At 66.8% G+C, this 24,477-nt stretch carries 23 protein-coding genes; 9 read left to right on the top strand and 14 right to left on the bottom strand.

All coding sequences use genetic code 11. The annotated features are described in order from the left end of the window. The coding region (locus AC27VL_RS08385; RefSeq protein ID WP_488766015.1) for a biotin/lipoyl-containing protein at positions 1-244 on the bottom strand (244 nt) is incomplete at its 3' end. A gap of 113 nt (positions 245-357) precedes the next feature. Beyond that, the gene (locus AC27VL_RS08380; RefSeq protein WP_488766014.1) at positions 358-927 is read right to left on the bottom strand and encodes a DNA-deoxyinosine glycosylase; all 570 of its coding nucleotides are present in this window, start codon (positions 925-927) and stop codon (positions 358-360) included. Positions 928-1,112: 185 nt separating this feature from the next. Here AC27VL_RS08380 and AC27VL_RS08375 point away from each other — a divergent pair, with 185 nt between their 5' ends. From AC27VL_RS08375 to glpK, 3 genes are all read left to right on the top strand, one after another. After that, a complete protein-coding gene (locus AC27VL_RS08375) occupies positions 1,113-1,745 on the top strand; it encodes an OmpW/AlkL family protein (RefSeq protein ID WP_165378166.1) in 633 nt (210 codons plus the stop codon). 186 nt (positions 1,746-1,931) lie between these two features. After that, on the top strand, positions 1,932-3,416 hold the full coding sequence (gene glpD, locus AC27VL_RS08370; protein ID WP_488766013.1) for a glycerol-3-phosphate dehydrogenase: 1,485 nt from the start codon (positions 1,932-1,934) through the stop codon (positions 3,414-3,416). 63 nt (positions 3,417-3,479) lie between these two features. After that, complete coding sequence (glpK, locus tag AC27VL_RS08365; RefSeq protein WP_488766012.1) at positions 3,480-4,979, top strand: glycerol kinase GlpK; 1,500 nt, start codon at positions 3,480-3,482, stop codon at positions 4,977-4,979. A 127-nt stretch (positions 4,980-5,106) separates the two neighbouring features. Here glpK and AC27VL_RS08360 read toward each other — a convergent pair whose 3' ends face one another. After that, positions 5,107-5,901, bottom strand: coding sequence for a MetQ/NlpA family ABC transporter substrate-binding protein (locus AC27VL_RS08360; protein WP_025877387.1), 795 nt, complete (start codon positions 5,899-5,901; stop codon positions 5,107-5,109). A 29-nt stretch (positions 5,902-5,930) separates the two neighbouring features. Further along, the gene (locus AC27VL_RS08355) at positions 5,931-6,902 is read right to left on the bottom strand and encodes a helix-turn-helix transcriptional regulator (RefSeq protein WP_089237071.1); all 972 of its coding nucleotides are present in this window, start codon (positions 6,900-6,902) and stop codon (positions 5,931-5,933) included. Positions 6,903-6,983: 81 nt separating this feature from the next. Between AC27VL_RS08355 and AC27VL_RS08350 the strand changes: the two genes are divergently transcribed. Together AC27VL_RS08350 and AC27VL_RS08345 are read left to right on the top strand one after the other, a co-directional pair. Next, positions 6,984-7,586 carry a LolA family protein gene (locus AC27VL_RS08350; protein WP_488766011.1) on the top strand — a complete coding sequence of 201 codons (603 nt, stop codon included), beginning with the start codon at positions 6,984-6,986 and terminating at the stop codon, positions 7,584-7,586. A gap of 107 nt (positions 7,587-7,693) precedes the next feature. Further along, positions 7,694-8,470: a DUF481 domain-containing protein gene (locus tag AC27VL_RS08345; RefSeq protein WP_089237075.1), complete on the top strand. Its 777-nt coding sequence runs from the start codon at positions 7,694-7,696 to the stop codon at positions 8,468-8,470. 71 nt (positions 8,471-8,541) lie between these two features. Here the strand turns inward: AC27VL_RS08345 and hemC are convergent, their stop codons facing one another. The 5 genes from hemC to mdoH all read right to left on the bottom strand — a co-directional run bounded on the left by hemC (position 8,542) and on the right by mdoH (position 14,418). After that, a complete protein-coding gene (gene hemC / locus AC27VL_RS08340; RefSeq protein WP_488766010.1) occupies positions 8,542-9,453 on the bottom strand; it encodes a hydroxymethylbilane synthase in 912 nt (303 codons plus the stop codon). A 543-nt stretch (positions 9,454-9,996) separates the two neighbouring features. Further along, positions 9,997-10,725 carry a LytR/AlgR family response regulator transcription factor gene (locus tag AC27VL_RS08335; protein ID WP_025879008.1) on the bottom strand — a complete coding sequence of 243 codons (729 nt, stop codon included), beginning with the start codon at positions 10,723-10,725 and terminating at the stop codon, positions 9,997-9,999. A gap of 10 nt (positions 10,726-10,735) precedes the next feature. Then, entirely contained in the window at positions 10,736-11,752 is a 1,017-nt protein-coding gene (locus AC27VL_RS08330; RefSeq protein ID WP_100554212.1) for a sensor histidine kinase, read from the bottom strand. A 30-nt stretch (positions 11,753-11,782) separates the two neighbouring features. Next, on the bottom strand, positions 11,783-12,442 hold the full coding sequence (locus tag AC27VL_RS08325) for an alpha/beta hydrolase (protein ID WP_100553636.1): 660 nt from the start codon (positions 12,440-12,442) through the stop codon (positions 11,783-11,785). Between the two features lie 50 nt (positions 12,443-12,492). Beyond that, entirely contained in the window at positions 12,493-14,418 is a 1,926-nt protein-coding gene (gene mdoH / locus AC27VL_RS08320) for a glucans biosynthesis glucosyltransferase MdoH (protein ID WP_100553637.1), read from the bottom strand. A 494-nt stretch (positions 14,419-14,912) separates the two neighbouring features. Here mdoH and AC27VL_RS08315 point away from each other — a divergent pair, with 494 nt between their 5' ends. Then, positions 14,913-16,949, top strand: coding sequence for a TonB-dependent receptor domain-containing protein (locus tag AC27VL_RS08315; protein WP_191077391.1), 2,037 nt, complete (start codon positions 14,913-14,915; stop codon positions 16,947-16,949). A 58-nt stretch (positions 16,950-17,007) separates the two neighbouring features. On the opposite strand, the gene AC27VL_RS08310 is transcribed toward AC27VL_RS08315, so the two are convergent. Then, on the bottom strand, positions 17,008-17,178 hold the full coding sequence (locus AC27VL_RS08310) for a hypothetical protein (protein ID WP_162887695.1): 171 nt from the start codon (positions 17,176-17,178) through the stop codon (positions 17,008-17,010). A 218-nt stretch (positions 17,179-17,396) separates the two neighbouring features. Between AC27VL_RS08310 and AC27VL_RS08305 the strand changes: the two genes are divergently transcribed. Further along, positions 17,397-17,783: a DUF2628 domain-containing protein gene (locus tag AC27VL_RS08305; protein WP_025879013.1), complete on the top strand. Its 387-nt coding sequence runs from the start codon at positions 17,397-17,399 to the stop codon at positions 17,781-17,783. Positions 17,784-17,855: 72 nt separating this feature from the next. Here the strand turns inward: AC27VL_RS08305 and AC27VL_RS08300 are convergent, their stop codons facing one another. The 4 genes from AC27VL_RS08300 to AC27VL_RS08285 all read right to left on the bottom strand — a co-directional run bounded on the left by AC27VL_RS08300 (position 17,856) and on the right by AC27VL_RS08285 (position 23,527). Next, on the bottom strand, positions 17,856-20,390 hold the full coding sequence (locus AC27VL_RS08300; RefSeq protein ID WP_488766009.1) for a methyl-accepting chemotaxis protein: 2,535 nt from the start codon (positions 20,388-20,390) through the stop codon (positions 17,856-17,858). Between the two features lie 209 nt (positions 20,391-20,599). Beyond that, complete coding sequence (locus tag AC27VL_RS08295) at positions 20,600-21,493, bottom strand: NAD-dependent epimerase/dehydratase family protein (protein WP_108268324.1); 894 nt, start codon at positions 21,491-21,493, stop codon at positions 20,600-20,602. 142 nt (positions 21,494-21,635) lie between these two features. Continuing rightward, entirely contained in the window at positions 21,636-22,409 is a 774-nt protein-coding gene (locus tag AC27VL_RS08290; RefSeq protein ID WP_375069193.1) for a LytR/AlgR family response regulator transcription factor, read from the bottom strand. Then, entirely contained in the window at positions 22,406-23,527 is a 1,122-nt protein-coding gene (locus tag AC27VL_RS08285; RefSeq protein ID WP_375069191.1) for a sensor histidine kinase, read from the bottom strand. The genes AC27VL_RS08290 and AC27VL_RS08285 overlap by 4 nt, the downstream gene beginning before the upstream one ends. Positions 23,528-23,704: 177 nt before the next feature. On the opposite strand from AC27VL_RS08285, the gene AC27VL_RS08280 reads away from it, so the two are divergent. Continuing rightward, positions 23,705-24,037 (top strand): hypothetical protein, encoded by a 333-nt coding sequence (locus AC27VL_RS08280; protein ID WP_375069189.1) that lies wholly within the window; start codon positions 23,705-23,707, stop codon positions 24,035-24,037. A 129-nt stretch (positions 24,038-24,166) separates the two neighbouring features. Further along, entirely contained in the window at positions 24,167-24,469 is a 303-nt protein-coding gene (locus AC27VL_RS08275; RefSeq protein WP_488766008.1) for a KGG domain-containing protein, read from the top strand. Positions 24,470-24,477: the final 8 nt, after the last annotated feature.

The following is a 24,477-nucleotide window of genomic DNA, read 5'->3' as shown; positions in this document are numbered from 1 at the left end:
CGTCGGCCACTTCGATCAGCGCCACGACCTTGCCTTCGGACAGGCTGTCGCCCAGCTTGACCTTGATTTCCTTGACCACGCCGGCCACCGAGGACGGCACCTCCATGGTCGCTTTATCGCTTTCCAGCGTGACCAGGCCCTGGTCCTTCTTCACCGTATCGCCGACGGCAACAAGCACCTCGATTACCGGGATATCGCTGTAGTCACCGATATCGGGGACACGTGCTTCCTTGATTTCGGCCATGGGGAGAACTCCGGCAATCTGGTGTAGGGAAACGTCTATTGTGCGGCCAGCGGGAGCCAGCGCCAACCGTTACAGGTGTTTTCAGTACGCACGCAGCCGGGACACGCTGTTGCTCATGGCTCGCCGGCGCCTCCAGTGGGTAGCGTATTGTCCTGTCGATGTCCGCTTGATGTCGCCAGTGCGACGGCCACCGGCTGCCAGGCCTGGCGCAGGCGCGGCAACGACCATGCTGCATTGGCCGGGCTGGTGGACGGCAGCGCCAGCACTGTTGGCGAGGCGGACAGCTGCGGCAGCACCCAGCGCTGGAAGGCCTGCATCGCTGCACCGCCATTGCAGCCGATCAGCTGCAGGTCAGGCAACGCGGCGATCAGTGCGGGAAGCGCATTGGCCACTTCCGTGCCACGCACGATGTCCGCATCCAGGCTGCCGCGTCGCTCGCAGCGGCCGATCACATCCCACAGGCCGACCCCATTGGCGGCCAGTGCCTGCAGTCGCTGCGCGTACGGCAACGACGGATCGAAGCCGCACAGTTCGCCGAGCAATGGCCAGAAGCGATTGCGTGGGTGCGCGTAGTAATGCTGTGCCTGCAACGACGCGATACCGGGCATTGAACCCAGCAGCAACACCCGGCAATCCGTGTTCACCTGCGCAGGCAGGCCGATGCACAACGTTGCGGTGCTCACATCTTCTCCAACTGCATGAATATTCCTGGATGGCAGAAACCGCATGAAAACAAGCGTTTCGCGCTGTTCGCTGAACAATGCGAACTAATTTTTAACGCGCGTCGGATTCGATTCATGTTGGGGCGACTACGGTGTGCTCGCCCCGCAACCGGGGCCCAAAACAAGAAACATTAGGAGATTCCCCCATGCGCTCCATCCGTATCCTGAGCCTCGCCCTGTTGACCTCCGCCGCGTTCGCACCGGCTGCCTTCGCGCAGGACAGCAGCACCGACACCGCCTCCGGCAAGCATTTTGCCGTGGTTGGCGGCGTCTCGCTGCTGCAGCCGAAGAATGACCCGATCGACGGCATCAAGAAGGTCGATGGCGGCCCGGCACCGACCGTCAGCTTCAGCTACTACATCAACGACAACTGGGCCGTTGAACTGTGGGGCGCTGCAGACAAGTTCGACCACAAGGTGAAGGGCCCGGGCAATGCCCGCCTCGGCAGCGTCGAGCAGCAGCCGGTCGCACTGAGCGGCCAGTACCACTTCGGCCAGGCCGACAACGTGTTCCGTCCGTTCGTGGGCGTGGGCTACTTCCAGTCGGCTTTCAGCAATGAAACCCTGGCAGACGGCAGCGACTCCGACATCCGCCTGAAGGATGCCAAGGGCGTGATCGGCACCGTCGGCGTGGACATGAACATCAACTCGACCTGGTTCGCCCGTGCCGACGCCCGCTACATGCGCTCGCGTCCGGACGTGAAGGTCGGCGGCGAGAAGATCGGCGAAGCGAAGATGGATCCGTGGACTGTCGGCTTCGGCATCGGCGCCCGCTTCTAAGCGCTTCTGCGTCATTGTTGTACCGCGACGGGCCCTTCGGGGCCCGTCGTCGTTTCCGTCACCCGCATTCCGCCTGTAGAGCCGAGCCCATGCTCGGCTGCTTTTTTGTAGAGTCAAGCTTGCCCGGCCACCCGGAAAGCAGCCGAGCATGGGCTCGGCTCTACATAAACAAGATGCGGAGGCGCGATGGACGAGGTCGACCTGCTGGTGATCGGCGGTGGCATCAACGGTGCCGGCATCGCCCGTGATGCCAGTGGCCGTGGCCTGAAGGTGCTGCTGTGCGAACAGCACGACCTCGCAGCGCACACTTCCAGCGCCAGCAGCAAGCTGATTCATGGTGGCCTGCGCTACTTGGAGCAGAGCGAGTTCGGCCTGGTACGCAAGGCGCTGGGCGAGCGCGAGGTGGTGCGCCGGCAGGCGCCGTTCCTGGTGCGGCCGCTGTGTTTCGTGCTTCCGTGGCAACCCCACCTGCGTCCACGCTGGATGCTGCGCCTCGGGCTTTGGCTGTACGACCACCTGGGCCGGCGCAGCCCCGCCTTCCCTGCGTCGCGCGGCGTGGATCTGCACGACGATCCGCTCGGCGCGCTCCTGTCGCCGCAGCTGCGGCAGGCCTTCAGCTATGCCGATGCGCAGGTGGATGATGCGCGGCTGGTCATCCTCAACGCGCTCGATGCTGCGCAACGGGGTGCACGCATCCTGACCGGCACGCGCTGCGTGGATCTGCGCCGCGAGCACGGGCGCTGGCGCGTGGTGCTGGAAGACACCTCAGGCCATCAGCAGACCGTGCAGGCGCGGGCGGTGGCCAACGCCGCAGGCCCCTGGGCTGGCGGCCTGCTGGAGCGCATGCACGCCCGTAGCGGCGGACCTGCGCTGCGCCTGGTGCAGGGCAGCCACATCGTGCTGCGCCGCCCCTGGCCCAACGACAGGGCCTGCCTGCTGCAGCAGCCCGACGGCCGCGTGGTGTTCCTGCTGCCCTTCCATGACCATCTGCTGATTGGCACCACCGACACCGACTATCGCGGTGACCCCGCACGCTGCAGTGTGCTGCCCTCGGAAGTGGACTACCTGTGCAGCGCGGCCAACGGCTACCTGCGCGACCCGATCGCACCTGCCGAGGTGGTCTGGCAGTTTGCCGGCGTGCGCCCGTTGCTGGCCGACCCGGACCCGCGCGCGGCGAAACTGAGCCGCGACTATCGCCTGCAACTGGACGCCGACGGTGCGCCTGCGCTGCACGTGCTGGGCGGCAAGCTGACCACGTACCGGGTGCTGGCCGAGGAAGCACTGGATCTGCTGCGCCCCAGTCTGCCGCACGCAGGCCCAGCCTGGACGGCGGCAGGCGACCCGCTGCCGGGCAGTGACTGGGGCGATGCCGGGCAGGCTCGGCGGCAACTGCAGCAACAGGCCCCGTGGCTGCCGGAGACCACGCGGCGGCGCTGGGCAAGCGCCTATGGCAGCCGCAGCCTGGATCTGCTGCACGGCGCACACAGCCTGCTCGATCTGGGCGAAGACTTTGGCGCGGGCCTGCACGCACGCGAGGTGGTGTTCCTGTGCGACCAGGAGTGGGCCCGCACCGCCGAGGATGTACTGTGGCGACGGAGCAAGCTGGGGCTGCAGATGGATGCGGCGCAGGCGGCACGGCTGCAGGCGTGGATGGATTCACATTGCCGGTAGTGCCAGGCACGGCCAGCCGCCGCCGATGCATTACGATTCCAACATCGCCAACGGAGACGCTGCATGACGCCCCGCTACGTGCTGGCCATCGACCAGGGAACCACCAGTTCGCGCGCGATCCTGTTCGATCGTAGCGGCGACATCGTCGGCAGCGCGCAGCGCGAGTTCACACAGGTGTTTCCACAGCCGGGCTGGGTCGAGCATGACCCGCGCGAGATCCTGACCAGCGTCTATGCCACGATCACCGAACTGCTCAGCCGCGAACAGATCGATCCCCGCCACATCGCGGCGCTGGGCATCACCAACCAGCGCGAAACCACCGTGGTCTGGGACCGCGCCAGCGGCCAGCCGGTCCACAACGCCATCGTCTGGCAGTCGCGGCAGAGCCAGGCGATCTGCGAGCGGCTGAAGTCCGGCGGCCACGAAGCGCTGATCCGCGAGCGCACCGGCCTGCTGATCGACGCCTATTTTTCGGCCACCAAGATCCGCTGGATCCTCGATCACGTCGAAGGCGCGCAGCAGCGGGCCGAACGCGGCGAGCTGCTGTTCGGCACCATCGACAGCTGGCTGGTGTGGAATCTCAGCGGCGGCCAGGCGCACGTGACCGACTACAGCAACGCCGCGCGCACGCTGCTGTTCAACATCCATACCCTGGAATGGGACGATGACCTGCTGGCACTGCTGGACATCCCGCGCGCGATGCTGCCGCAGGTGCGTGATTCCAGTTCGGTGTATGCGCACACGCGCCCGCAGTTCTTCTTCGACCATCCGATCCCGATCGCCGGCATCGCCGGTGACCAGCAGGCTGCGCTGTTCGGCCAGGCCTGCTTCCAGCCGGGCATGGTCAAGAACACCTATGGCACCGGCTGCTTCATGCTGATGCACACCGGCACGCAGGCCGTACGCTCGCGCAATGGCCTGCTGACCACCATTGCCTGGGGCCTGGATGGAAAGGTGGAGTACGCGCTGGAAGGATCGATCTTCGTCGCCGGCTCGGTGGTGCAGTGGCTGCGCGACGGCCTGCGCATGATCGATCGCGCCGCCGACAGCCAGGCCTTGGCCGCACAGGTGCCGGACAGCGCGGGGGTGTATCTGGTGCCGGCCTTCGTCGGCCTGGGTGCACCCTATTGGCGCAGCGACGTGCGCGGCGCGATGTTCGGCCTGACCCGTGGCACCCGCAAGGCGCACTTCGTGCGGGCAGCACTGGAGGCGATGGCCTACCAGACCCGCGACGTACTGGACGCGATGCAGTCAGACGCAGGCATCTCGCTCAGTGAACTGCGTGCCGATGGGGGTGCGATCGGCAACGACTTCCTCGCCGGCTTCCAGGCCGACATCCTCGGCGTGCCGCTGCTGCGCCCGCGGCTGACCGAGACCACCGCGCTGGGTGCGGCCTACCTGGCGGGGCTGGCGGTCGGCTTCTGGGAAAGCCGCGAACAGATCGCGGCACAGTGGGGTCTGGATCGCCGCTTCGAACCGCAGATGGCGGTGGCCCGGCGCGAGAAGCTCTACGCAGGGTGGCAGCAGGCCGTGGCCGCCACCCTCGCCTTCCACGTCGATTGACGGTAGTGCCGGCCGCTGGCCGGCAACCCCATGATCTTTGGCGGCGTTTGCAGATTGCCGGCCAGCGGCCGGCACTACCACATGGCCAGAACGACCGTAGCGCCGGGCCATGCCCGGCGATCGGCAGTCAGAACGCCGGCAGCACCGCGCCCTTGTACTTGGTCTCGATGAAGGTCTTCACCTGCGGGCTGGTCAGCGCCTTGGCCAGCTTCTGCACGCGGGCGTCGTCCTTGTTGTCCGGGCGGGCAACCAGGAAGTTCACGTACGGCGAGTCCTTGCTCTCGATCGCCAGCGCGTCCTTGGTCGGGTTGAGGCCGGCATCCAGCGCATAGTTGGTGTTGATCAGGGCCAGATCGACCTGGTCCAGCACGCGCGGCAGCATGGCCGAATCCAGCTCGCGGAACTTCAGGTTCTTCGGGTTGGACACGATGTCGCGCTGCGTGGCCAGCGCATTGGTCGGGTCCTTCAGCTCGATCACGCCGGCCTTGTGCAGCAGGATCAGCGCACGGCTGTTGTTGCTCGGGTCGTTGGGGATCACCACGTCGGCCCCTTCACGCAGCTCGGCCAGCGACTTGATCTTGCGCGAGTAAGCACCGAACGGCTCGATGTGCACGCCCACCACCTTGGTCAGGTCGGTCTTGCGATCGCGGTTGTAGGCGTCCAGGTACGGCTCGGTCTGGAAGTAGTTGGCATCCACCTGCTTCTGCACCAGCTGGTCGTTGGGCTGCACGTAGTCGTTGAACACGCGCACGTCCAGCTCCACGCCTTCCTGCTTGAGGATCGGCTTGACCACTTCCAGGATCTCGGCGTGCGGCACGGCGGTGGCGGCCACCACCAGCTTCTGCGAAGGCTCGCCGGACTTGCCGCAGGCGGTCAGTGCCAGCGCAGCGGCGAACAGGGGCAGCAACAGGGTCTTCTTCATGGGCGCAATCGATCTCGGGGGGGGAGGTGTCAGGATTTTTCGTAGTTGGTCAGGGCCAGTTCCAGCAATGCCTTGGCCTGCTCGCGCAGCATCATCGGCTCGACGATCTCGGCATCGGACCCGTAATGCAACACGTCCATCAACAGTTCGCGCGACACGCTGTAAGGCACCTTCAGTTCGTAGCGGCCATCGGCGAGGAAGCGGCCCTGCTGCTTGGAGTGCCAGTGCTCGTCGGCCACCCAGCGTGCGGCCTTGGCACTGAACAGGATGGTTGCCCAGCCCTTCGGCGCACCGGAGAAGATGCCGTAGCTGGCACCCAGCTGCTCGTCCAGCTCGCTGTCGGCGACATCGCGGGCGGTGCTGTCGATCACCCGCGCCTTGTAGATGCGGTCCACCGCGAAGCTGCGCAGGGCCTCGCGATCATGGTCCCAGCCGTCCAGATACCAGTTGTCGCGGTAATGGGTCAGCCGCTGCGGCGATACCGTGCGCTTGGTCGCTTCGTCGGTCGAGCGGGCACGGTATTCAAAGCCCAGCTGCTTGCGCTCCAGCACCGCCGAGGCGACCGAACGGAAGCTGGCTTCATCGAACTTGCGGCCACGGTGCGGAATCACCCGGACCCGGTCCACCGGCCAGCTGGAAACACCTGCCTGGGCAGCCAGCAGGCTCTCGATGCGCTGCTGCAGCGGCGCCAGCACCGAAGACAGCACGCCGCCGCCGGTACGGGCCAGCAGGTGCTGCGAGGCCAGCAGGGCGTGCAGCTCCTCCGAGCTCAGCCACAGCCCGGGCAGCTCGAAGCGGTCGCTCTCGTCGGCCATGTAGCGGAAGCCGGCCTCGCCATCGCCCTCGATCGGCGCCATCAGCGCATCGCGCAGGAACGCCAGGTCGCGGTAGACGGTGGCCCGGGAGCAACCGAGCTTGTCCTGCAGGGTCGCCACCGTCACCGGATAGCGTGCGGACTTGAGCAGACGATGCAGGGCGGTGATGCGTTCGTATCGGTCCATGCCCCCGATTATGTCCGAGTCTCGGGCGTTGTGGCGGACGATTGGGCTATCGTGGGCGCCCCCTGCCCTGCGGAGCGCCCGATGCGCCGGTTGTCTGTCCTGCCCCTGCTGGCCTGCCTGCTGCTGGCCGCCTGCGACCGCGCACCGGCGCCCACCGATGCTGCAACGCCCGTCCCCGCTGCCGATCCGGCACAGGCGGTGCTGTCTGCCAGCCAAAGGTTTGCTGCCCTGCGCAGCTTCCACGCCGAGCTGGAGGTGCTGGGCGCGCAGCAGCCGGTGCGTACCGCGATGGACTTCGTCGCCCCGGATCGCTTCCGGGTGCAGACCCCTGCCGGACCGCAGGTGATCATCGGCGACACCATGTTCCTGCAGGCCGACGATGCGATCCGCCAGGTGCCGACCCCACCGGGGTTGCTGGAGCAATGGCGCAGCCCGCTGCCCGCCGATATCCCCGCCCAGGCCCTGGAGGCCGAAGACCTGGGCGAGCAGACGCTGGATGGGGTCAGCACGCGCCACTACCGCCTGCGCGGCGCCACCGCCGGTGAAGGCCTGGAGTACTGGGTGGATGCGCAGGGCCTGCCACGGCAGATCGTGCGCAGTGGCCACAACAACGGCAAACCGTTCCAGCTGCGGCTGCGCTACTCGCGCTTCAACGATCCGGCCCTGCAGGTCGATCTGCCCTGAATGGGGCGCACCGGCAACGCCTGCTGAAGCAGGCGGGACGGGCGATTCGGACGGTCATCACGCTTCCAGTATCATCACCGGCTGCCAATCGCTTCGGAGAAGCCTCGATGTCCCTGCGCGTGTCCCTGCTGGTCCCCTTGCTGCTCTGTGCCCCGCTGGCGTATGCGCAGGATGCCTCCGAACTGGCGGCGATGTCCTCGCCGTGGAGTGGCAGTGGTGGCGAACTCGGCTTCGCGTCGGCCCGTGGCAACAGCAGCACCGAGAGCTTCAACGGCCGCCTGCGCCTGCGCTATACCGATGGCGACTGGGTGCACAGCATGGACCTGTTCGGTCTGCGCTCCAGCTCCAAGGTGATCGAGACCAGCGACGACGGCACCACCACCCGCCGCAACAACACCACCGCCAACCGCTACACCGGCAGTGCTGGCAGCGCGCTGCAGCTGGGCGAACATCGCCAGCTGACCGCCACGGTACGTACCGAGCGTGATGATTTCGCCACCTACGATCGGCAGAGCTCGTTCGGTCTGGGTTACGGCACCCGGTTGTGGAACACCGAGCGCTTCTCGTTCGACGCGCAGATCGGCCCCGGTGTGCGCCGCACCCACAGCACCGAGGACGACCGTACCCGCACCGGCCTGATCGGTCGTGGCCTGTTCGACCTGAAGTACTCGCTGACCGACAACACCGACCTGATCAACACCCTGCTGGTCGAATCGGGTTCGTACAACACCTTCGGCCAGAACGATTTCGGTGTTTCGGTGAGCATGAACGAGCACCTGGCGCTGAAGGCCGGCTGGCAGGCGCGTTACAACAGCGACGTCGCCGTGGACAAGCGCAAGACCGATACGCTGACCACGATGAACGTGGTCTACAAGTTCAAGTAAGCGAAACGGGCGCCAGGCGCCCGTTTTCTTTTCCGGTAGGTGCCCACCTTGGTGGGCACGATCCAGCGAACTCAGACGTTCAGCAGCTCGCCGGCACCCGCCTCCAGCAGCATCTTCGCCACGCGCTGGCCCAGCGCTTCCGGGTCGCTGGCCGGGCCCACGGCGTCGGCACGCACCGCGCGGCCGTCGCTGGCACTGCCGACCAGACCCTGCAGGTGCAGATCCGACCCTTGCCACTGCGCGATCGCCGCTACCGGCACATGGCAGCTGCCGTGCAGCGCACGGTTCATCGCCCGCTCCGCTTCCACGCAGGCACGCGTGGCGGCGTCATCCAGGCCTGCAAACAGCGCCATCAGCGCGGCGTTGCCGCCATCACACTCCACCGCCACCGCGCCCTGCGCCGGTGCCGGCAACCACTGCGGCGGCTGCAGGCGGGCGACGATGCGCCCCCCCAGGCCCAACCGCTCCAGCCCAGCCACGGCCAGCACGATGGCGTCGTAGCCACCGTTGTCGAGCTTGGCCAGGCGGGTGTTGACGTTGCCGCGCAGGTCCAGCAGTTCCAGGTCCGGGCGCAGCGCGCGCAGCTGGGCCTGGCGGCGCAGTGACGAGGTACCGACGCGCGCACCGATCGGCAGCGCATCCAGCGAGGCATACAGGTTGGAGACAAAGCCATCGGCCGGATCATGCCGGGTCAGCATCGCCGGCAGCGCGAACGGCGCATCCAGCTCCATCGGCACGTCTTTCAGCGAATGCACCGCGCAATCGGCCTCGCCCCGCAGCATGGCCAGTTCCAGTTCCTTGAGGAACAGGCCCTTGCCACCGATGGCTGCCAGCGAGCGATCCAGCACTTCATCGCCGCGGGTGCTCATCGGCACCAGTTCCACGTGCAGATCGGGATGTGCCTGGCGCAGGCGGTCGGCGACGTGTTCGCTCTGCCAAAGGGCGAGCGGGCTCTTGCGGGTGGCGATGCGGACGGTTTCCATCCGGGCATTATCGCGCCTATCGGCGGGATACAGCCAACGGCGGAGCCCCTCGTGGCTTGAAGCAGCAGCCGGGCTTGGCCGGTCGGGGTGGGCTGCGCAGGGGTCGCTGCAAGTACGTCCATGTAAGCTCGGTCGCCGCATCCATGCGGCTCACGCCCCTGCGCAGCCCACCCCGACCAGCCTCTGACAGTTTCCGTGTGCGTCAGCCACGGAAGATCAAAAGAAAAGCAGAGCAAAAGCGGGTCGCTTCGCTCGGAGCCGAGCGTAGCTCGGCACTGCATTTTTCTCCCCACCCGATAACAACAATGCTTTTGCCGTCCGTCACCTGGAAATTCGCGAGGGTGAGGCGGGATGGGCGGGCGGGACCGTTGGCGCCATGGATGGCGCCATCGAGCCCCCATGGATGGGTTTACGGCGTGTCCCGCCCGCCCATCCAGCCTCACCCAACACGCAACAGCACAGAGCCGACAACCCGCTGTTGCTGTTGCTGTTGCTGTTGATGTTGATGTCGAAGCAGTCGCGGCCGCAGGCCGCGCGGAACACTCACAGATGCCGCAATTCCTGCTTCAGCGTCGCCACGCAGCGCCGACTCACTTCCAGCGGCTGCTTGCCATGCCGCAGCACCGCCTGCACCTGGCCTCCGCTGCCACGCCGCAGTTCCACCAGCTCATGGCGCGCCACCAGGCAGTTGCGATGGATGCGCACGAAGCGGCTGGCGAACTCTTCCTCCAGCGACTTCAACGATTCCTCGATCAGGTCCTCGCCACGTGCGTGATGCACCACCACGTACTTTTCTTCGGCCTGCAGATAGTGGATGTCATCCAGCGGAATCAATCGCAGGCTGCCACGCAGGCGGGCACACAGCATGCTGCGGGCCTGGCCGCCGGTGTGCTGGGGTTGGCCGTCACGGCCGGCAAGGAAGGTCCGGGCGCGTGCGATCGCCGCCGCCAGCCGCTCGGCGCGCACCGGCTTCATCAGGTAATCGATGGCCGCTGCCTCGAACGCCGACAGCGCGTGCGCATCGTAGGCGGTGCAGAACACCACGGCCGGCCTCGGCTCGAAACTGGCCAGATGGCGGGCCGCTTCCAGCCCGTCCAGGCCGGGCATGGCAATGTCCAGCAGGACCAGGTCCGGCTGCAGTTCGGCGCACGCGTGCAGGGCCTGCTCGCCGTTGCCGGCCTCGGCCACTACGTCCACCCCTTCCTGCGCGGCCAACAGGCTGCGCAGGCGCTCGCGCGCCAGCGGTTCGTCATCGGCGATGACTACCCTCACGATCGTCCCCTCACTGGATCGGCACTGTCACCTGGCAGGCATAGTAGCCCTCGCTCCAGCCAGCCGTCATCCGCGCGGCGCGGCCGAAGCGCCAGGTCAGGCGGTGGCCGATGCTGTGCTGGGCATGGCCCGCTCCCTGCGCCAGGGCCAGCCCGGGCACCTGCGGATCGGGCGCGGGATTGCGTACGCGGATCTGCAGCTCGCTGCCCACACAGGCCAGATGCAGCTCGATGGTGCCGCCTTCGGGCAGGCGCGAGATGCCATGCAGCACCGCGTTTTCCACCAGCGGCTGCAGCACCAGCCGCGGCATCGGCAGATCCCAGGGCAGGGGTTCATCGCGCTGCCAGTGCACCCGCAGGCGATCGCCCAGACGCAGCGATTCAATCGACAGATAGCGCTCGGCCAGTTCGCACTCATCGCGCAGGGTCGAATCGCCCTCGCCCGCCCCCAGCGCGGCGCGGAACAGATCGGACAGGTCGAGCACGGCACGCTCGGCCACCGCGGGGTCGCGATGCAGCAGGCTGGCGATCAGGTTCATGCTGTTGAACAGGAAGTGCGGGCGGATGCGGGCCTGCAGGGCGTCCGCCTGCGCGCGGGCATTGGCCTGCACCTGCGCCGCCCAGCGGTCGCTGACATAGAAGTAGCGCAGCGCCAATGCGGTGATCAGTGCCGTGGTGGCCGCGCTGCCCAGGGTGAAGCGCCAGAAGCCGATACCGCGCGCGAAGTTGTCGCCCAGCACGGCATACAGGGCATGGATGATGCCCGCGCACAGGATGGCGATCAGCGCGGCCAGGCCGACGGCGGCGACAGCACCCAGCATTTCCGGCAGCTTCGACAGCGCCTGCCGCAGCAGGCACAGGCTGGCGGTGACCGCCAGCGCCAGCCACAGTGCGAAGCCGCTGGCCGAGGCCAGTTCACCCATCGTCCAATGCCGGCTGCCATCGGGCGCCAGCGCCAGCACCACCACCACCAGTTCGGCCAGGCCGAGCATGGCTGCCAACCGCGGCAGGCGGCACAGTTCCGGCATCCACGGGGTGGCAGCGCTCGCGGCCATGACTCAGGCGACGCCCAGGCGTGCCTGCAGCCAGTCGCCCAGCGCGTCGATTTCCTCGGCGCAGACCTGGTGGGCCATCGGGTAGCTGTGCCACTGCACGTCCAGCCCAAGCGCGCGCAGCTTCTCGGCGCTGTGCGCGGCCACTGCCTGCGGGATCACCGGATCGCTGCTGCCGTGGGCCATGAACACCGGCACGTCCACTGCGCCATCGACGCGCGACGCGCTTTCGGCATCCGGCAGGTAGGTCGACAGTGCGATCAGGCCGGCCAACGGTGCAGTGCGTGCCAGCGCGGCACTGAGGATCACCGCCCCACCCTGCGAGAAGCCGGCCAGGAAGATGTGATCGGCGGCGACGCCGCGTTCGATCTCGCGGGCGATCAGGGCATCCAGCTGCACCACCGACTCCTGCACGCCGGTCATGTCGGCGCGCGAGCGGAAGTCCATGCCGACGATGTCATACCAGCCGCGCATCGGCACGCCGTTGTTGATCGTGATCGGCCGCACCGGTGCGTGCGGGAACACGAAGCGCAGCGCCGGCCAGTGCGGGCGCACCAGCTCGGGCACGATCGGCGCGAAATCATGGCCGTCGGCACCGAGGCCGTGCAGCCAGATCACCGACCACTGCGGCGAGGCGCCGGTTTCCTGTTCCACCGTTTGCAGCATGTTGCGGCTCCTGTACGTTCGAGCCGCATTATGCCGCTGGCACGGTGCGATCAGTACAGCGGCGGTTGCTCGGCCGCTTCCCGGCGCAGCTGTGCGGCGCGCACCAGCACCGGCGGCGGGATGTTCTCTTCGGGGATGTCGAGCAGGCCGAGACGATGCAGGAAGGCACCCGGCCCGCGCAGCGAGGTCAGTGCCACCACCGGCACCGCCAGCACCATGCCGATCACCACCGGCGCCATCCAGGCCGCCAGCGAGGGCGACACCGCCCACGCCAGCACGCCCATGAAGGCGCCAAACACGCCCAGGCCGCCGTAGCCGCGCACCAGCGAAATCCACGAGATGCCACCGTCATCGCGCTGCTGGGCATCCCAGCCCGAGTCACGCCCGGACAGCACCTCGGCCACGCCGCGAGACTGCACGTACATCACCACCGGCGCCATCAGTGCGGCCAGCACGGTTTCCACCAGCATCGACAGGAATGCGCGGATCGCGCCACCGCAGCCACGGCGTTCGACCGGGTCGAGCAGCATTGCCAGGTATCCCAGCACCTTGGGCATCAGCAGTACCGCCATGGTGGCGGCGAACAGGCGCACCACCTGTTCTTCATCCTGCGCGCGCCAGTACACGCTGGGCGACAGGTGCAGCAGCGCATTGAAATCGATGCCTTCCTGGAACAACGGGATGGCGATGCCGATCAGCATCAGCATCGCCCACATCGGTGCGGTGAAGTAATGGCCGATGCCGATCAGCATGTGTACGCGGCTGATCCAGTGCAGGCCACGGCTGCCCACCACCTTGCCGTGCTGCAGGTTGCCCTGGCACCAGCGGCGATCGCGCACCAGCAGGTCGGTCAGCGTCGGCGGGCCTTCCTCGTAGCTGCCGCCCAGGTAGGGAACCATGTGTGCAGCCCAGCCACCACGGCGCATCAGCGCTGCTTCCACGAAATCATGGCTGAGCACGTGGCCGCCGAACGGCTTGCGCCCCGGCAGTTCCGGCAGGCCGGCGTGGTCGGCGAAGGCACGGGTGCGGATGATCGCGTTGTGCCCCCAGTAATTGCTTTCGGCACCGTGCCACCAGGCCACGCCACGGGCGATCACCGGGCCGTACACGCGCCCGCCGAACTGCTGCATGCGCGAGAACAGAGTGCGGCCGCCGATCACCGACGGCAGGGTCTGGATCAGGCCGACGTCGGCGTTGTGCTCCATGCCGGCCACCAGGCGCACGATGCTGTCACCGGTCATCAGGCTGTCGGCATCCAGGATCAGCATCTGCGGGTAGGCACCGCCGAAGCGGCGTACCCAGTCGGCGATATTGCCGGCCTTGCGCGCGCTGTTGTCACCACGGCGGCGATAGAACAGCCGCGCCTGGCCATCGGGCACCAGCTCGCGCAGCTCGGCGAACACCTGCTCTTCGGCACGCGCGATGTCCTCGCGACGGGTATCGCTGAGCACGAAGAAATCGAAACGCTGCAGCTGGCCGGTGGCCGCCACCGATTCGTAGATCGCGCGCAGGCCGGCCAGCAGCCGGCGCGGGTCTTCGTTGTAGGTGGGCATCAGCAGCGCGGTGCGGCTGTGCACGGTCGGCAACGGCTTGTCCGGATCGATGCCCAGGCGGTAGCCCCGGTCGAACACGGCCGTCAGGAAGCCGGCCACGGCACTGGCAAAGGACAACGCGATCCACGCGAACAGGCCGACGAACAGCACCAGCAGGCAGGCCTCCAGCACGCTGATGCCGTTGCCGGACAGCACCCGCCACATCATCCGGGTGGCCACGGCGGTCATCGCCACCGTGCCGCCGAGGATGTACAGGCGACGCAGCCCGATCATGCGCGGCGAGGTGCGATGGCGCCGGACTTTCAGCGCGCCTTCGCGCAGCGTCTGTTCGGGCATCACCAGCGGTGCTTCGGCCGGCAGCAGGGCCCAGCCCGCGTCAGGACCGGCCGTGACCGGTTCCGCGTCGATGGTTTCACTCCCCATGGCCGCCTACTCCCTGCAGGCCGCAGGACCGGCCGTCCCGGCCAGGCTGCATGCACCAAGGTTCCTGGCACGCATTCCCGGCGTCCGCACTTGTCCTGTCTGCCACGGCGTCATGCCGCGCAGTCGATGTCTGTCACTACAGGAACCCACACGATCTCCAACGGGGCGGAATCGAAAAATGCGGCTCAGTCTATGGCCCCGAATGTAAGCCGGGTGCGAAGGTCTACGCCGGGAAATCTCCCCATTCAGCAATCAGCAGGCGAACCGCGGCACGCGGCCAGGGAATGTCCATTCATCCCGAAAAGTACTGGATCGTAACAAACGAGAACGGTTATCATTCCGTTAACCAGGCAGGTCGCCGCGCTCCGCGCACCGGACCCACCCAGCTGCGCCGGACCTTCCGCGCGCCCGACGACCCAGGGAAGGGGTGGCTGCCTGCTGTCTGCGAGCGCCTGCTGCTTCCACCGGGTCTCTCCTCTCCCTTGGAAGCCGTCATGTCCCCTCTTCGTTCCGCGCGCCTGTCGCGCACCCGCCTGGCCAGTGCTCTGGCCGCCGCCTGCCTGCTGACCCTGCCCGCCCTCGCCGCCGCTGAAGCCAGCGCCGATGCCTCGACCAAGGACCTGGATACCGTGGTGGTCACCGCCTCGGGCAACCAGCAGTGGATCAAGGATGCCCCGGCCAGCATCAGCGTGATCAGCCGCGAAGACATCGAACGCCAGCCGGTGCACGACCTGGCCACCCTGCTCAGCCGCATTCCGGGCGTGACCGGTGGGCTCAGCGCCGCCGGTGAGCAGTCCAAGATCAAGCTGCGCGGCATGCCGTCCAACTACACGCTGGTGCTGGTGGATGGCAAGCGCATGGGCAGCTCGGCCTCGACCAACTATCGCCCCGACCTGGGACGCCAGGACCTGAACTGGATTTCTCCGGACCAGATCGAGCGCATCGAAGTGGTGCGCGGCCCGATGTCCTCGCTGTATGGCTCGGACGCGATGGGCGGGGTGATCAACATCATCACCAAGCGCATCGGTGACAGCTGGAACGGCAGCGCCACCCACAGCTACACCCGGCCGCAGGATGGCGACCGTGGCGACACCCAGCAGATCGGCGCGACCTTCTCCGGCCCGCTGGGCGAGCGCTTCGGCCTGCGCATCGGTGCCAACAGCATGCGCCGCGACTCGGACCGGTCCAACGGCGGCGTGTATGGCAATGCCTACGCCGGCGAGAAGGACCGCAATGTGGACGCGCTGCTGCAGTGGAAACTGAGCGAGGCACAGGAAGTGTCGCTGGAAGCGGGCCATGGCGTGCAGCAGGCCTTCATCGCCCAGGCGCTGGAAAAGCAGGACGAAGGCGCATGGGGTGCCAGTGAGCTCAAGCGCAGTTCGCTGGCGTTGAACCATGACGGCAAGTGGGATTTCGGCACCTCCAAGCTCAGCGCGTACTGGACCGAGTACAAGAACGACATCGGCGCCACCGGTCGCTCCGAGGCAACCGATACGATCATCGAAGGCAGCCTGAGCACCCCCTTCACACTGGGCGTGGACCACCAGTTCGCGGTGGGCGGCCAATGGAAGCGCCAGGAGCTGACCAACACCGACACCATCGGCCAGGCACCGATCGACTACACCGGCAAACCGGTGGTCGGCTCCAGCCTGGAAGTGGACACCTGGGCGCTGTTCGTCGAAGACGAGCTGAAGCTGCACCGCACCCTGGCCCTGACCCTGGGCGCGCGCCTGGACCACCATGAACAGTTCGGCAGCCATGTCAGTCCACGTGCCTACCTGGTCTGGCACCCGAGCGAGCAGTGGACGATCCGTGGCGGCGTCTCCAAGGGCTTCCGCGCGCCGAGCCTGACCGAGAATTCGCCCAGCGCGGCGACCCAGTCCGGCGGCCGCGGCTGCACCTCGCTGATCCCGCTGGGCTATACCCGCGGCGGCTGCTACATGGCCGGCAATCCGGACCTGGACCCGGAAACCAGCACCAACCGTGAGATCGGCGTCAGCTTCGACAACGATCTGGTCGACGCCGGCCTGACCTACTTCCATACCGACTTCAAGAACAAGATCGAGTATGAAGCGCTGGGCAAGTTCAACGGCTATTGGTGGACGCGCATGAGCAACGTGCAGCGCGCGCGCACCAGCGGCATGGAAGGCAACCTCAACTTCCGCTTCGGCGATCACTGGCGCTGGCGCACCTCGGCGACCTGGATGAAGGAAGCCAAGAACCTGACCACCGGCCGCAACCTGATCGACACCCCGGAGTTCTCAGGCTATTCGTCGTTGGACTGGACGCCGAACACGGTGTTTTCCAGCAGCCTGTCGGCGCAGTACACCGGCAAGCAGACCGGCGTGGTCAGCACCTTCCTGAAGGCCTACACGCTGTATGACCTGACCGCTGCCTGGAACGTCAACGAGGTGCTGACCCTGCGTGGTGGCGTCAGCAACCTGGCCGACAAGAAGCTGTACGCCGACGGCTCCACCGACTACTTCGTCGCCGGCCGCAGCTACTTCCTCAGCATGACCGCGCGCTTCTGATGCGCACTGCGATCGCGCTGGCAACAGGCCAGCGCGATCGTGAGGGGCTTTTTCAGGCTCAGTCGTTTTCCAGCACAGCCGGTGCAGCGTCGCGGCTGGCCGCGATGCGTGCACGGTCCATCGCAACCGCCAGTTGCTGGCGGGCGAGCAGTTGTTGTGCCTGCACCACTTCGGGTGTCGGCAGGAGCACCGGTCCGGGTGCGTTTTCCGGTGTAGCTGGTGTGGTCATGCAACCTCCATGGACATACCGCTGTTACCCATGAAACACCGGGGTGGCAGCGGAACTGCGCACCCTATCCTAAAAACAAGGCGGATGGGTGACGGCGCGGCACCGGGACGCAAGCCCTTTGCCGTAGGAACGTCACATTTTTGACGCTCCAAGCTGGTTTGCTGAATGTGACTCACTTATCATGAAAACGTTTTCCTAACAGGGAAGTCCCTACTCACATGAATACCGTCGACCTCACCCGCTTCAGTCCGAAGTGGCAGTTCCGCTTCAACTTCTTCCAGCAGCACGGCGCCCCCAAGGAGCCCGGCTTCAAGCAGGCGTGGAAGGCGCTGTCCTTCGGCGACCGCCTGAAGATCAACCTCAACTTCTTCGCCTTCTTCTTCGGCGCGATCTATCTGTTCATCCTGGGCATGTGGCGCAAGGCGCTGGTGGTGATCGGCATCAACATCGTGCTGATCGCGGTCAGCCTGGTGCTGCCGGACATCGTCGCCCGTGCGCTGTTCATCGCGATGAACTTCCTGGTGGCGTCGAGCACCAACTACAGCTATTACCTGGAACAGGTGAAGGGCAACACCAGCTGGAACCCCTTCGAAGGCATGTTCTAAGCCCCAGCGCTCAGCAGCGCAGCATCACATCGACGCCCGGCCTTGGCCGGGCGTCTTCGTTCACGGCCTGGGTCAAGCTGCACGCAGCGATGCGTGCGGCCGGGTGTCAGCCTGCAGGCGGAAGCGTGACACCGCCACCGCCAGCTGCTCGGCCTGCTCTTCCATCGCCCGTGCCGCCGCCGTGGCTTCTTCCACCAGCGCAGCATTCTGCTGGGTGGTCTCGTCCATCTGCACCACGGTCTGGTTGACCTGTTCGATACCGGCCGACTGTTCGCGCGAGGCGGCCGAGATCTCGGCCATGATCTCGTTGACCCGGCCGACCTGGCCGACGATCTCCTGCATCGTGCGGCCGGCGCCATGCACCAGCTGCGCACCGGCACCGACATGGCCGACCGAGGCGTCGATCAGCTCCTTGATCTCCTTTGCCGCGCCCGCCGAGCGCTGCGCCAGCGCGCGCACTTCGCTGGCAACCACCGCGAAACCGCGGCCCTGCTCGCCCGCACGCGCCGCTTCCACCGCCGCGTTCAATGCCAGGATGTTGGTCTGGAAGGCGATTCCATCGATCACCGAGATGATCTCGGCGATGCGCTGCGAAGAGGTCTCGATCTGCTCCATGGTCTGCACCACCTGGCTGACCACCTGCCCGCCTTCGCTGGCAACGCCCGCGGCCGAGGCCGCCAGCTTGTTGGCCTGCAGGGCGTGATCGGCGTTCTGGCGCACGGTGGAGGTGAGTTCCTCCATGGACGCGGCGGTTTCTTCCAGGTTGGCCGCCTGCTGCTCGGTGCGGCGCGACAGGTCGCTGTTGCCGGAAGCGATCTCACCTGCGGCCAAGCGGATGCTGGAGGCGGACTGCTGGATCTGGCCGACGATCTGGGTCAACTGCTGCACGGTGCTGTTGGCATCATCGCGCATCACCGCGAACACCCCGTGGAAGTCACCCTCCATCCGTGTACTCAGGTCACCGGCGGCGATGGCGCGCAGCAGCGTCGACAGCGCGGCCAGGTTGTGGTCACTGACCTGCATCATGTTGTTCAGGGTTTCCACCATGCGGCGGAAGTCATGTTCGAAGCGCTGGGCATCGCCGCGCACCGCGAAATCGCCTGCCGCCGCCGCTGCGGCCAGCTGCTGGATCTGCTCGTTGATCGCCGCCAGATTGCTCTTGGTGGTTGCCATGGCAGCGGTGAATACCGCCTTTTCGCCCGGCAGTGCGTCCATGTCCACGCTCAGGTCGCCCACCGCGTAGCGCTGCATCACTTCGACCAGGCGCTGGGTGACCGCGTTGCTGTCGGCCACCAGCTGGTTGCTGTCGGCCACCATGCGGCCGTACTCGCCCGGGAACACCGAGGCATCCATGCGGTAGCTGATTTCACCGGCATCATGGCGGCGCGCCATCTCCGCCTGTGCGGCCATCACCGCCTGCAGCTGGCCACGCATGCCCTGCATCGCGTCCAGCAACCGGCCCACTTCATCATTGCCCAGCGCCGGCATGGCGGTGTCCAGCTTGCCCGCAGCAACATCGCCTGCAATGCGCACTGCCTGTGCCAGCGGTCGCACGGCCAGCCGCTGCAGCAGCAGGTAGACACCGCCGCTGAGCACCAACGCGGCCACCACACCCACCAGCAGGATGATCCACAGCAGCTCGCGGGCCTGCGCGATGATCACCGCGTGCGGCACCACCACGCCCAACGCGAAGCGCTGCGGCGCGTCCCCCACTTGCAGCGGCACGTACAGGCGCACGTTGCCGGCAGCGTCGGGCTCGAACGCTTCGTACGTCTTGTCGGCGGCGATCTGCGCCAGCATGCCGAGGGTGGCGGCATCGGTACGCGGCTTGCCGATCTCGGCAGCATCGGCCGAGGCCAGCACCACGCCTTTCGGCGACAGCAGTTCGACACGGCCGGCGCCCATCGGCGTCAACGTGGCCAGGTGCTTCTGCAGCGCGTCCAGCGAGAAGTCGACGGTGAAGACACCAAGGAAAGTGCCGTTCTCGACGATCGGCGTGCTCAGGGTGCTCATCAGCACCTGCTTGCCGCCGATATCGTAAGCGTAGGGCTCGCTGACCATCGGCAGCTTGTCGCGGCTGGGCACCATGTACCAGTTGCCCGAGCCGCTGGGCGTCTCGGTGTAGTCGGTCATCGTCGACTGCTGCGGCTTGCCGTCCTGCCAGGCCCAGTAGCTCATGTAACGGCCGGTGGCGTCGTGCGCCTCGCTGTTGACGAACTCGGCATCCTTGCCGTCGAAGGCATTGGCCTCCCACATGGTGCTCTTGCCCAGCCATTCCGGGTGCGCGTGCAGCTGCTCGCCGATGACGTTGGCCAGGCTGGCGCGATCAGGCGCATCACCGCGTGCACGCTGGGCCAGCACGGTTTCCACCATCGCATCGTTGCTGGCGAAGGCCGTGCCCAGGTCGGCAGCCACCTGGCGCGCCTCGGCACGGGCTTCGCTGGCCATGGTCTGCCGCGAGGACGACACCAGCGCCGAACTGGCCTGGTGATAGATCAGGAACGCGGTCGCGCCGAAGCACAGCAACGCGATCACCGCGGTGCCCAGCATCAGCTTGTGGGCGATGCTGCCGGGGCGACGGGCAGCGACGGAACGGGAAGAAGACATGGGAGGATCCGCAGGCAGTTCAGGTCGACCGGTGCCACCAGGGCACCGCGCAGATGCGCGATCCATCGCGCGGGCCGCCTGCCCTGCCGGATCGGAACCCGGCGCAGGAAAGCGCGCACCGGGTTAGCGGCCATGGCCGGGCGAGGTTGAGCCTCAGCGCACGCACAAACCTGAACCTGCTCAGCTGCGGCCGTCGACAGCGGCCCGTGCTACTCGGCCACGCGGTCGCGGATCCACTCCGCGCGGGGCAGGACCTCGATGCTGCCCGCGGCGTACTGCTGCAGGACGTCCTCTGGACCGAAACGCGGCTGCCAGCCCAGCGCTGCGCGCATCCGGCTGCTGTCATAGACCCGGTCGATGCTGAGCGGCAGCGGCCAGCCACGGCGCTCGAACTCGGCCAGCAGCTGCGGTGCGCGGCGCGCCAGCACCTGGCGCGGATCGGCCGCCAGCTGCAGGCAGTCCTCGCGCCGGAACGGCGTCGGCGCACAGGCGAGGTAGCGCTGGAAGGGTGCGCCTTCATCGTGAAGCAGCGCGGCATGCGCGCTGGCCACGTCGCGCGCGTCGATACCGCGGTGCAGGCGGAACATCGCCATGCGATCAGGAGGCTCGGGGAAGCAGCGTGCCATCCGCAGCACGCGCACGGTGAACGATGTGCTGGCCGCCGCTTCGGCAGCGGCCTCGGCCTGCAGCTTGGTGCGGTGGTAGATCGTGCGTGGCAGCGGCTCGGTGTCCTCGTCGATCCAACGGCAGCCGCCGGACACCACGGCATGGCCGTACAGCGCCGTGGTGCTGGTCAGCACAAAGCGCTGCACGCCAGCCTCGCGCGCCAGCTGCAGCAGGTTCGCGGTGGCCTCCACGTTGATCTGCTGGAACACCGCGTCGGGTACCAGGCCCACGTGGGGTGCGTGCAGTGCTGCGGTGTGGATCACGGCATCGACCCCCTGCACAGCGCGCTCCAGCGCCCGGCGGTCGGTGACATCGGCAATCACGCGCGTGGTGGCGAAGGGACTGCGATCCAGCCCCACCACCTCATTGGCACCCGCCAGCGCACCGAAGATCGCGCGCCCTATCCGCCCGGAACTTCCGGTCAACAGAATCTTCATTGAATCCATTCACTCGACAGCGCCCGGGACCTACCGGGATATCCCGATTCTAGGCAAGCCCGATGGCATCGGCGATAGGAACCGATGACATTCTGCATGCCATCGCCGTCGGGTCGGCGGCGCTTGACCCGGCAACAGGCACTCACGCCTCCGAGCGGGCCGACACCAGCCGCAGGAAGGCTTCGTTCTGGTAGCGGCTCATGCGCAGCTGCTGGCCGTTCTCCAGGGTGAGTACGTGATGGCCGTTGAACCAGGGGTGGATCGTCCTGACCCGCGCTATGTTGACGATGGCCGAGCGATGCACCCGGGCGAAATGCCGGGGATCAAGCCGTTCAGCCAGGCTGTTCATGGTTTCGCGAAGCTCATGCACGCGATCGGCCAGATGCAGCTGCACCGTATTGCGATTGGCGCGGATCCAGAGGATGTCCTGCACCGCCAGCAGCAGCACCGCCTCGCCATCACGTACGGCGATACGCTGCAGATGATCCTCGCGCCTGCGCAGCACATCCAGCGCCTGCAGCAGGCGCGTGTTGTCGGTTGCATTGGCGGCCTGGGCCAGACGGGATTTAGCGCGCAGCAACGTGGCCGCGAACCGTTCGCGACTGAAGGGTTTGACGAGGTAATCCAGCGCATTGGCTTCGAATGCACGAACCGCGTACTGCTCGTAGGCAGTGACAAATACCGTGGCCGGCATCCGCGCGGCACCGATGGTGGCCAGCACGTCCAGACCGGTGATGCCAGGCATCTGCACATCCAGGAACACCAGGTCCGGCGACTGCGCGCGGATGGCTGCCACGGCAGACACGCCGTCACCGCACTCGGCCACGCTGTCGATGTCTGCATCGCCGTGCAGCAGGCGCGTCACCGCGCGCCGGGCGATCGGTTCGTCGTCCACCACCAGCACGCTCAGGCTCATGCGGCGCTGCCGTGCACGACAAACTCCGGAGCATCATCGGCATCGTCCAGCATCCGCAGTGGCAACCGGACCCGGCAGGCCACACCCTGCGGCCAGAGCAGGTCCAGGCGCACCTCGGCCGCATCGCCATACAGCTCGCGCAGGCGCAGCCGCGTGTTGGACAGGCCGATGCCATGGCCACCTGGCGCCCCGGGCTGCTGCAGCGTGCTGTTCTGGTTGCGCACCTCGATGCACAGCATGTCACCGTCGCGGCGGCCCTCGATCTCAATGGTGTCTTCGCCAAGATTGCGGCCGATGCCATGGCGTAGCGCGTTTTCCACCAGCGGTTGCAGGATCAGGCTTGGAACCGCGCCATCAAGCAGTTCCGGTGCGACGTAGATGCGGCTGTGCAGGCGATCCTTGAAGCGCGTGCGCTGGATGCCCAGGTACAGCTCGATCAACTCCAGTTCCTGGCGCAGGCTGATTTCCTGGCCGTCGTAGTCTTCCAGAAAGGCACGCAGCAGCTCGCTCAGGCGCAGCAGCATGTCTTCGGCACTGGCCTTGTCTTCATCCAGCAGGGTGATGATGGCGTGCAGCGTATTGAACAGGAAATGCGGCTGCAGCTGCGACTTCAATGCCAGCAACCGCGACTGCGCCAGCTCGGTCGCCAGCCTGCTTGCCTCGACCTCGCGGCGCACCTTTTCCTGCTGGAAATGCAGCGCCTGCTGGATCGCGAACAGGGCCCAGTAGGTCAGCAGGCCCATCGCGAAATGCTGGGCAATGAAATACCACAGCTGCTCACCAAAACTGCTGGGCTCGAACCAGGTGGATACCAGAGCCCCCACTACCATCGCCAGTCCGGTGACCCCCACGCTGGCCAGCAGCTGCATCCCCAGACCGGCCAGCCTTCGCTCCGGCCGCAGCGGATAGCGTTCGCCCAGGGCGAACACCAGCGGCGCCAGCGCCGCCCAGGTGAACCACTGGATCACCGACCAGCGCAGGTAGACCTCGAACGGGAATGACTGGCCCTGCAGGCTGTGGCTCAACACCCTCTGCAGTGTGAAGGCGAACGCCACCGCCAGCCACAGCAGCAGGTAACGCAGCACGTCGATCTGGGTATGGCCAAGGCGGATCTTCATCGCATGCGTCCCGGTGCCCGGAGCGGGCCAGCGCCATCTTAGGCACAGCATGGCCGGCAATGAAGCGGGGCGATGACCGATTGCGATTGGTCCTGCTGTCGCGACGATTCGTCCCGGATCGATTGCAGGCGCGTGGCCTCCACCGCCAGATGGCGATGTCGCCAACGGAGATCCCTCATGCACCTGCCCCGCACCCTGCTCGCTGCCAGCCTGTTGTGCATTGCCGCCAGCGCACCTGCTGCGCCGCTGCACTACCTGACCCTGATCAACCGCGCCCATGCACCTGCCACGTCGGTGGAAGTCGCGGCGAGTGAAACCGACGCATTCCATGCCTTGGCATTGGCCGGGCCCATCGCGGGAGGTGGCGGCCAGGCGACCGTGGCACTGCGCGGAACCGGTTGCCGCGTCAATCTGCGCGTCACCTTCAACGATGGGCGCCGGATCCTGTACAGCAACACCGATGTCTGCCGTGGTGACCGGCTGCTGATCTCCCCGCTTCCGGCGCGGTAACCGGTTGTCAAACGCATGCGCAGGGCATGTGAGTCCAATGGGGCCAACGTCCACCTGCCGTTAGCCCGCGATGTGGAGCATGAAGCCGTCGCTGATGGCGGCATTCCATTTCACATCCGGAGACCGGCAATGGCCAACTCACGTACTGGCAGCAGCAACCGTGGCTTCGCCTCGATGGACGAGGACAAACAGCGCGCGATCGCGTCGAAAGGCGGACGCGCCGCACACGCATCCGGCAATGCGCACCAGTTCAGCCCGGATGAGGCCCGCGTGGCGGGCCGCAAGGGCGGCGAAGCGATCAGCCTGGATCGCCAGCACATGGCCGCGATCGGGCGTGAAGGTGGGCATGCACGGCATGCCAGTGCCCGCCAGCAACAGCAGCTGCAACGGCAGGACATGCCCGGCAAGCCTGGCAGCGGTCAACAAGGCTGAGTTGTTGG

It is taken from the genome of Stenotrophomonas sp. 14P6.2.3 (assembly GCF_057799055.1).
The sequence above is the reverse complement of the archived record's forward strand: the minus strand, read 5'-3'. Positions and strand labels throughout refer to the sequence as shown.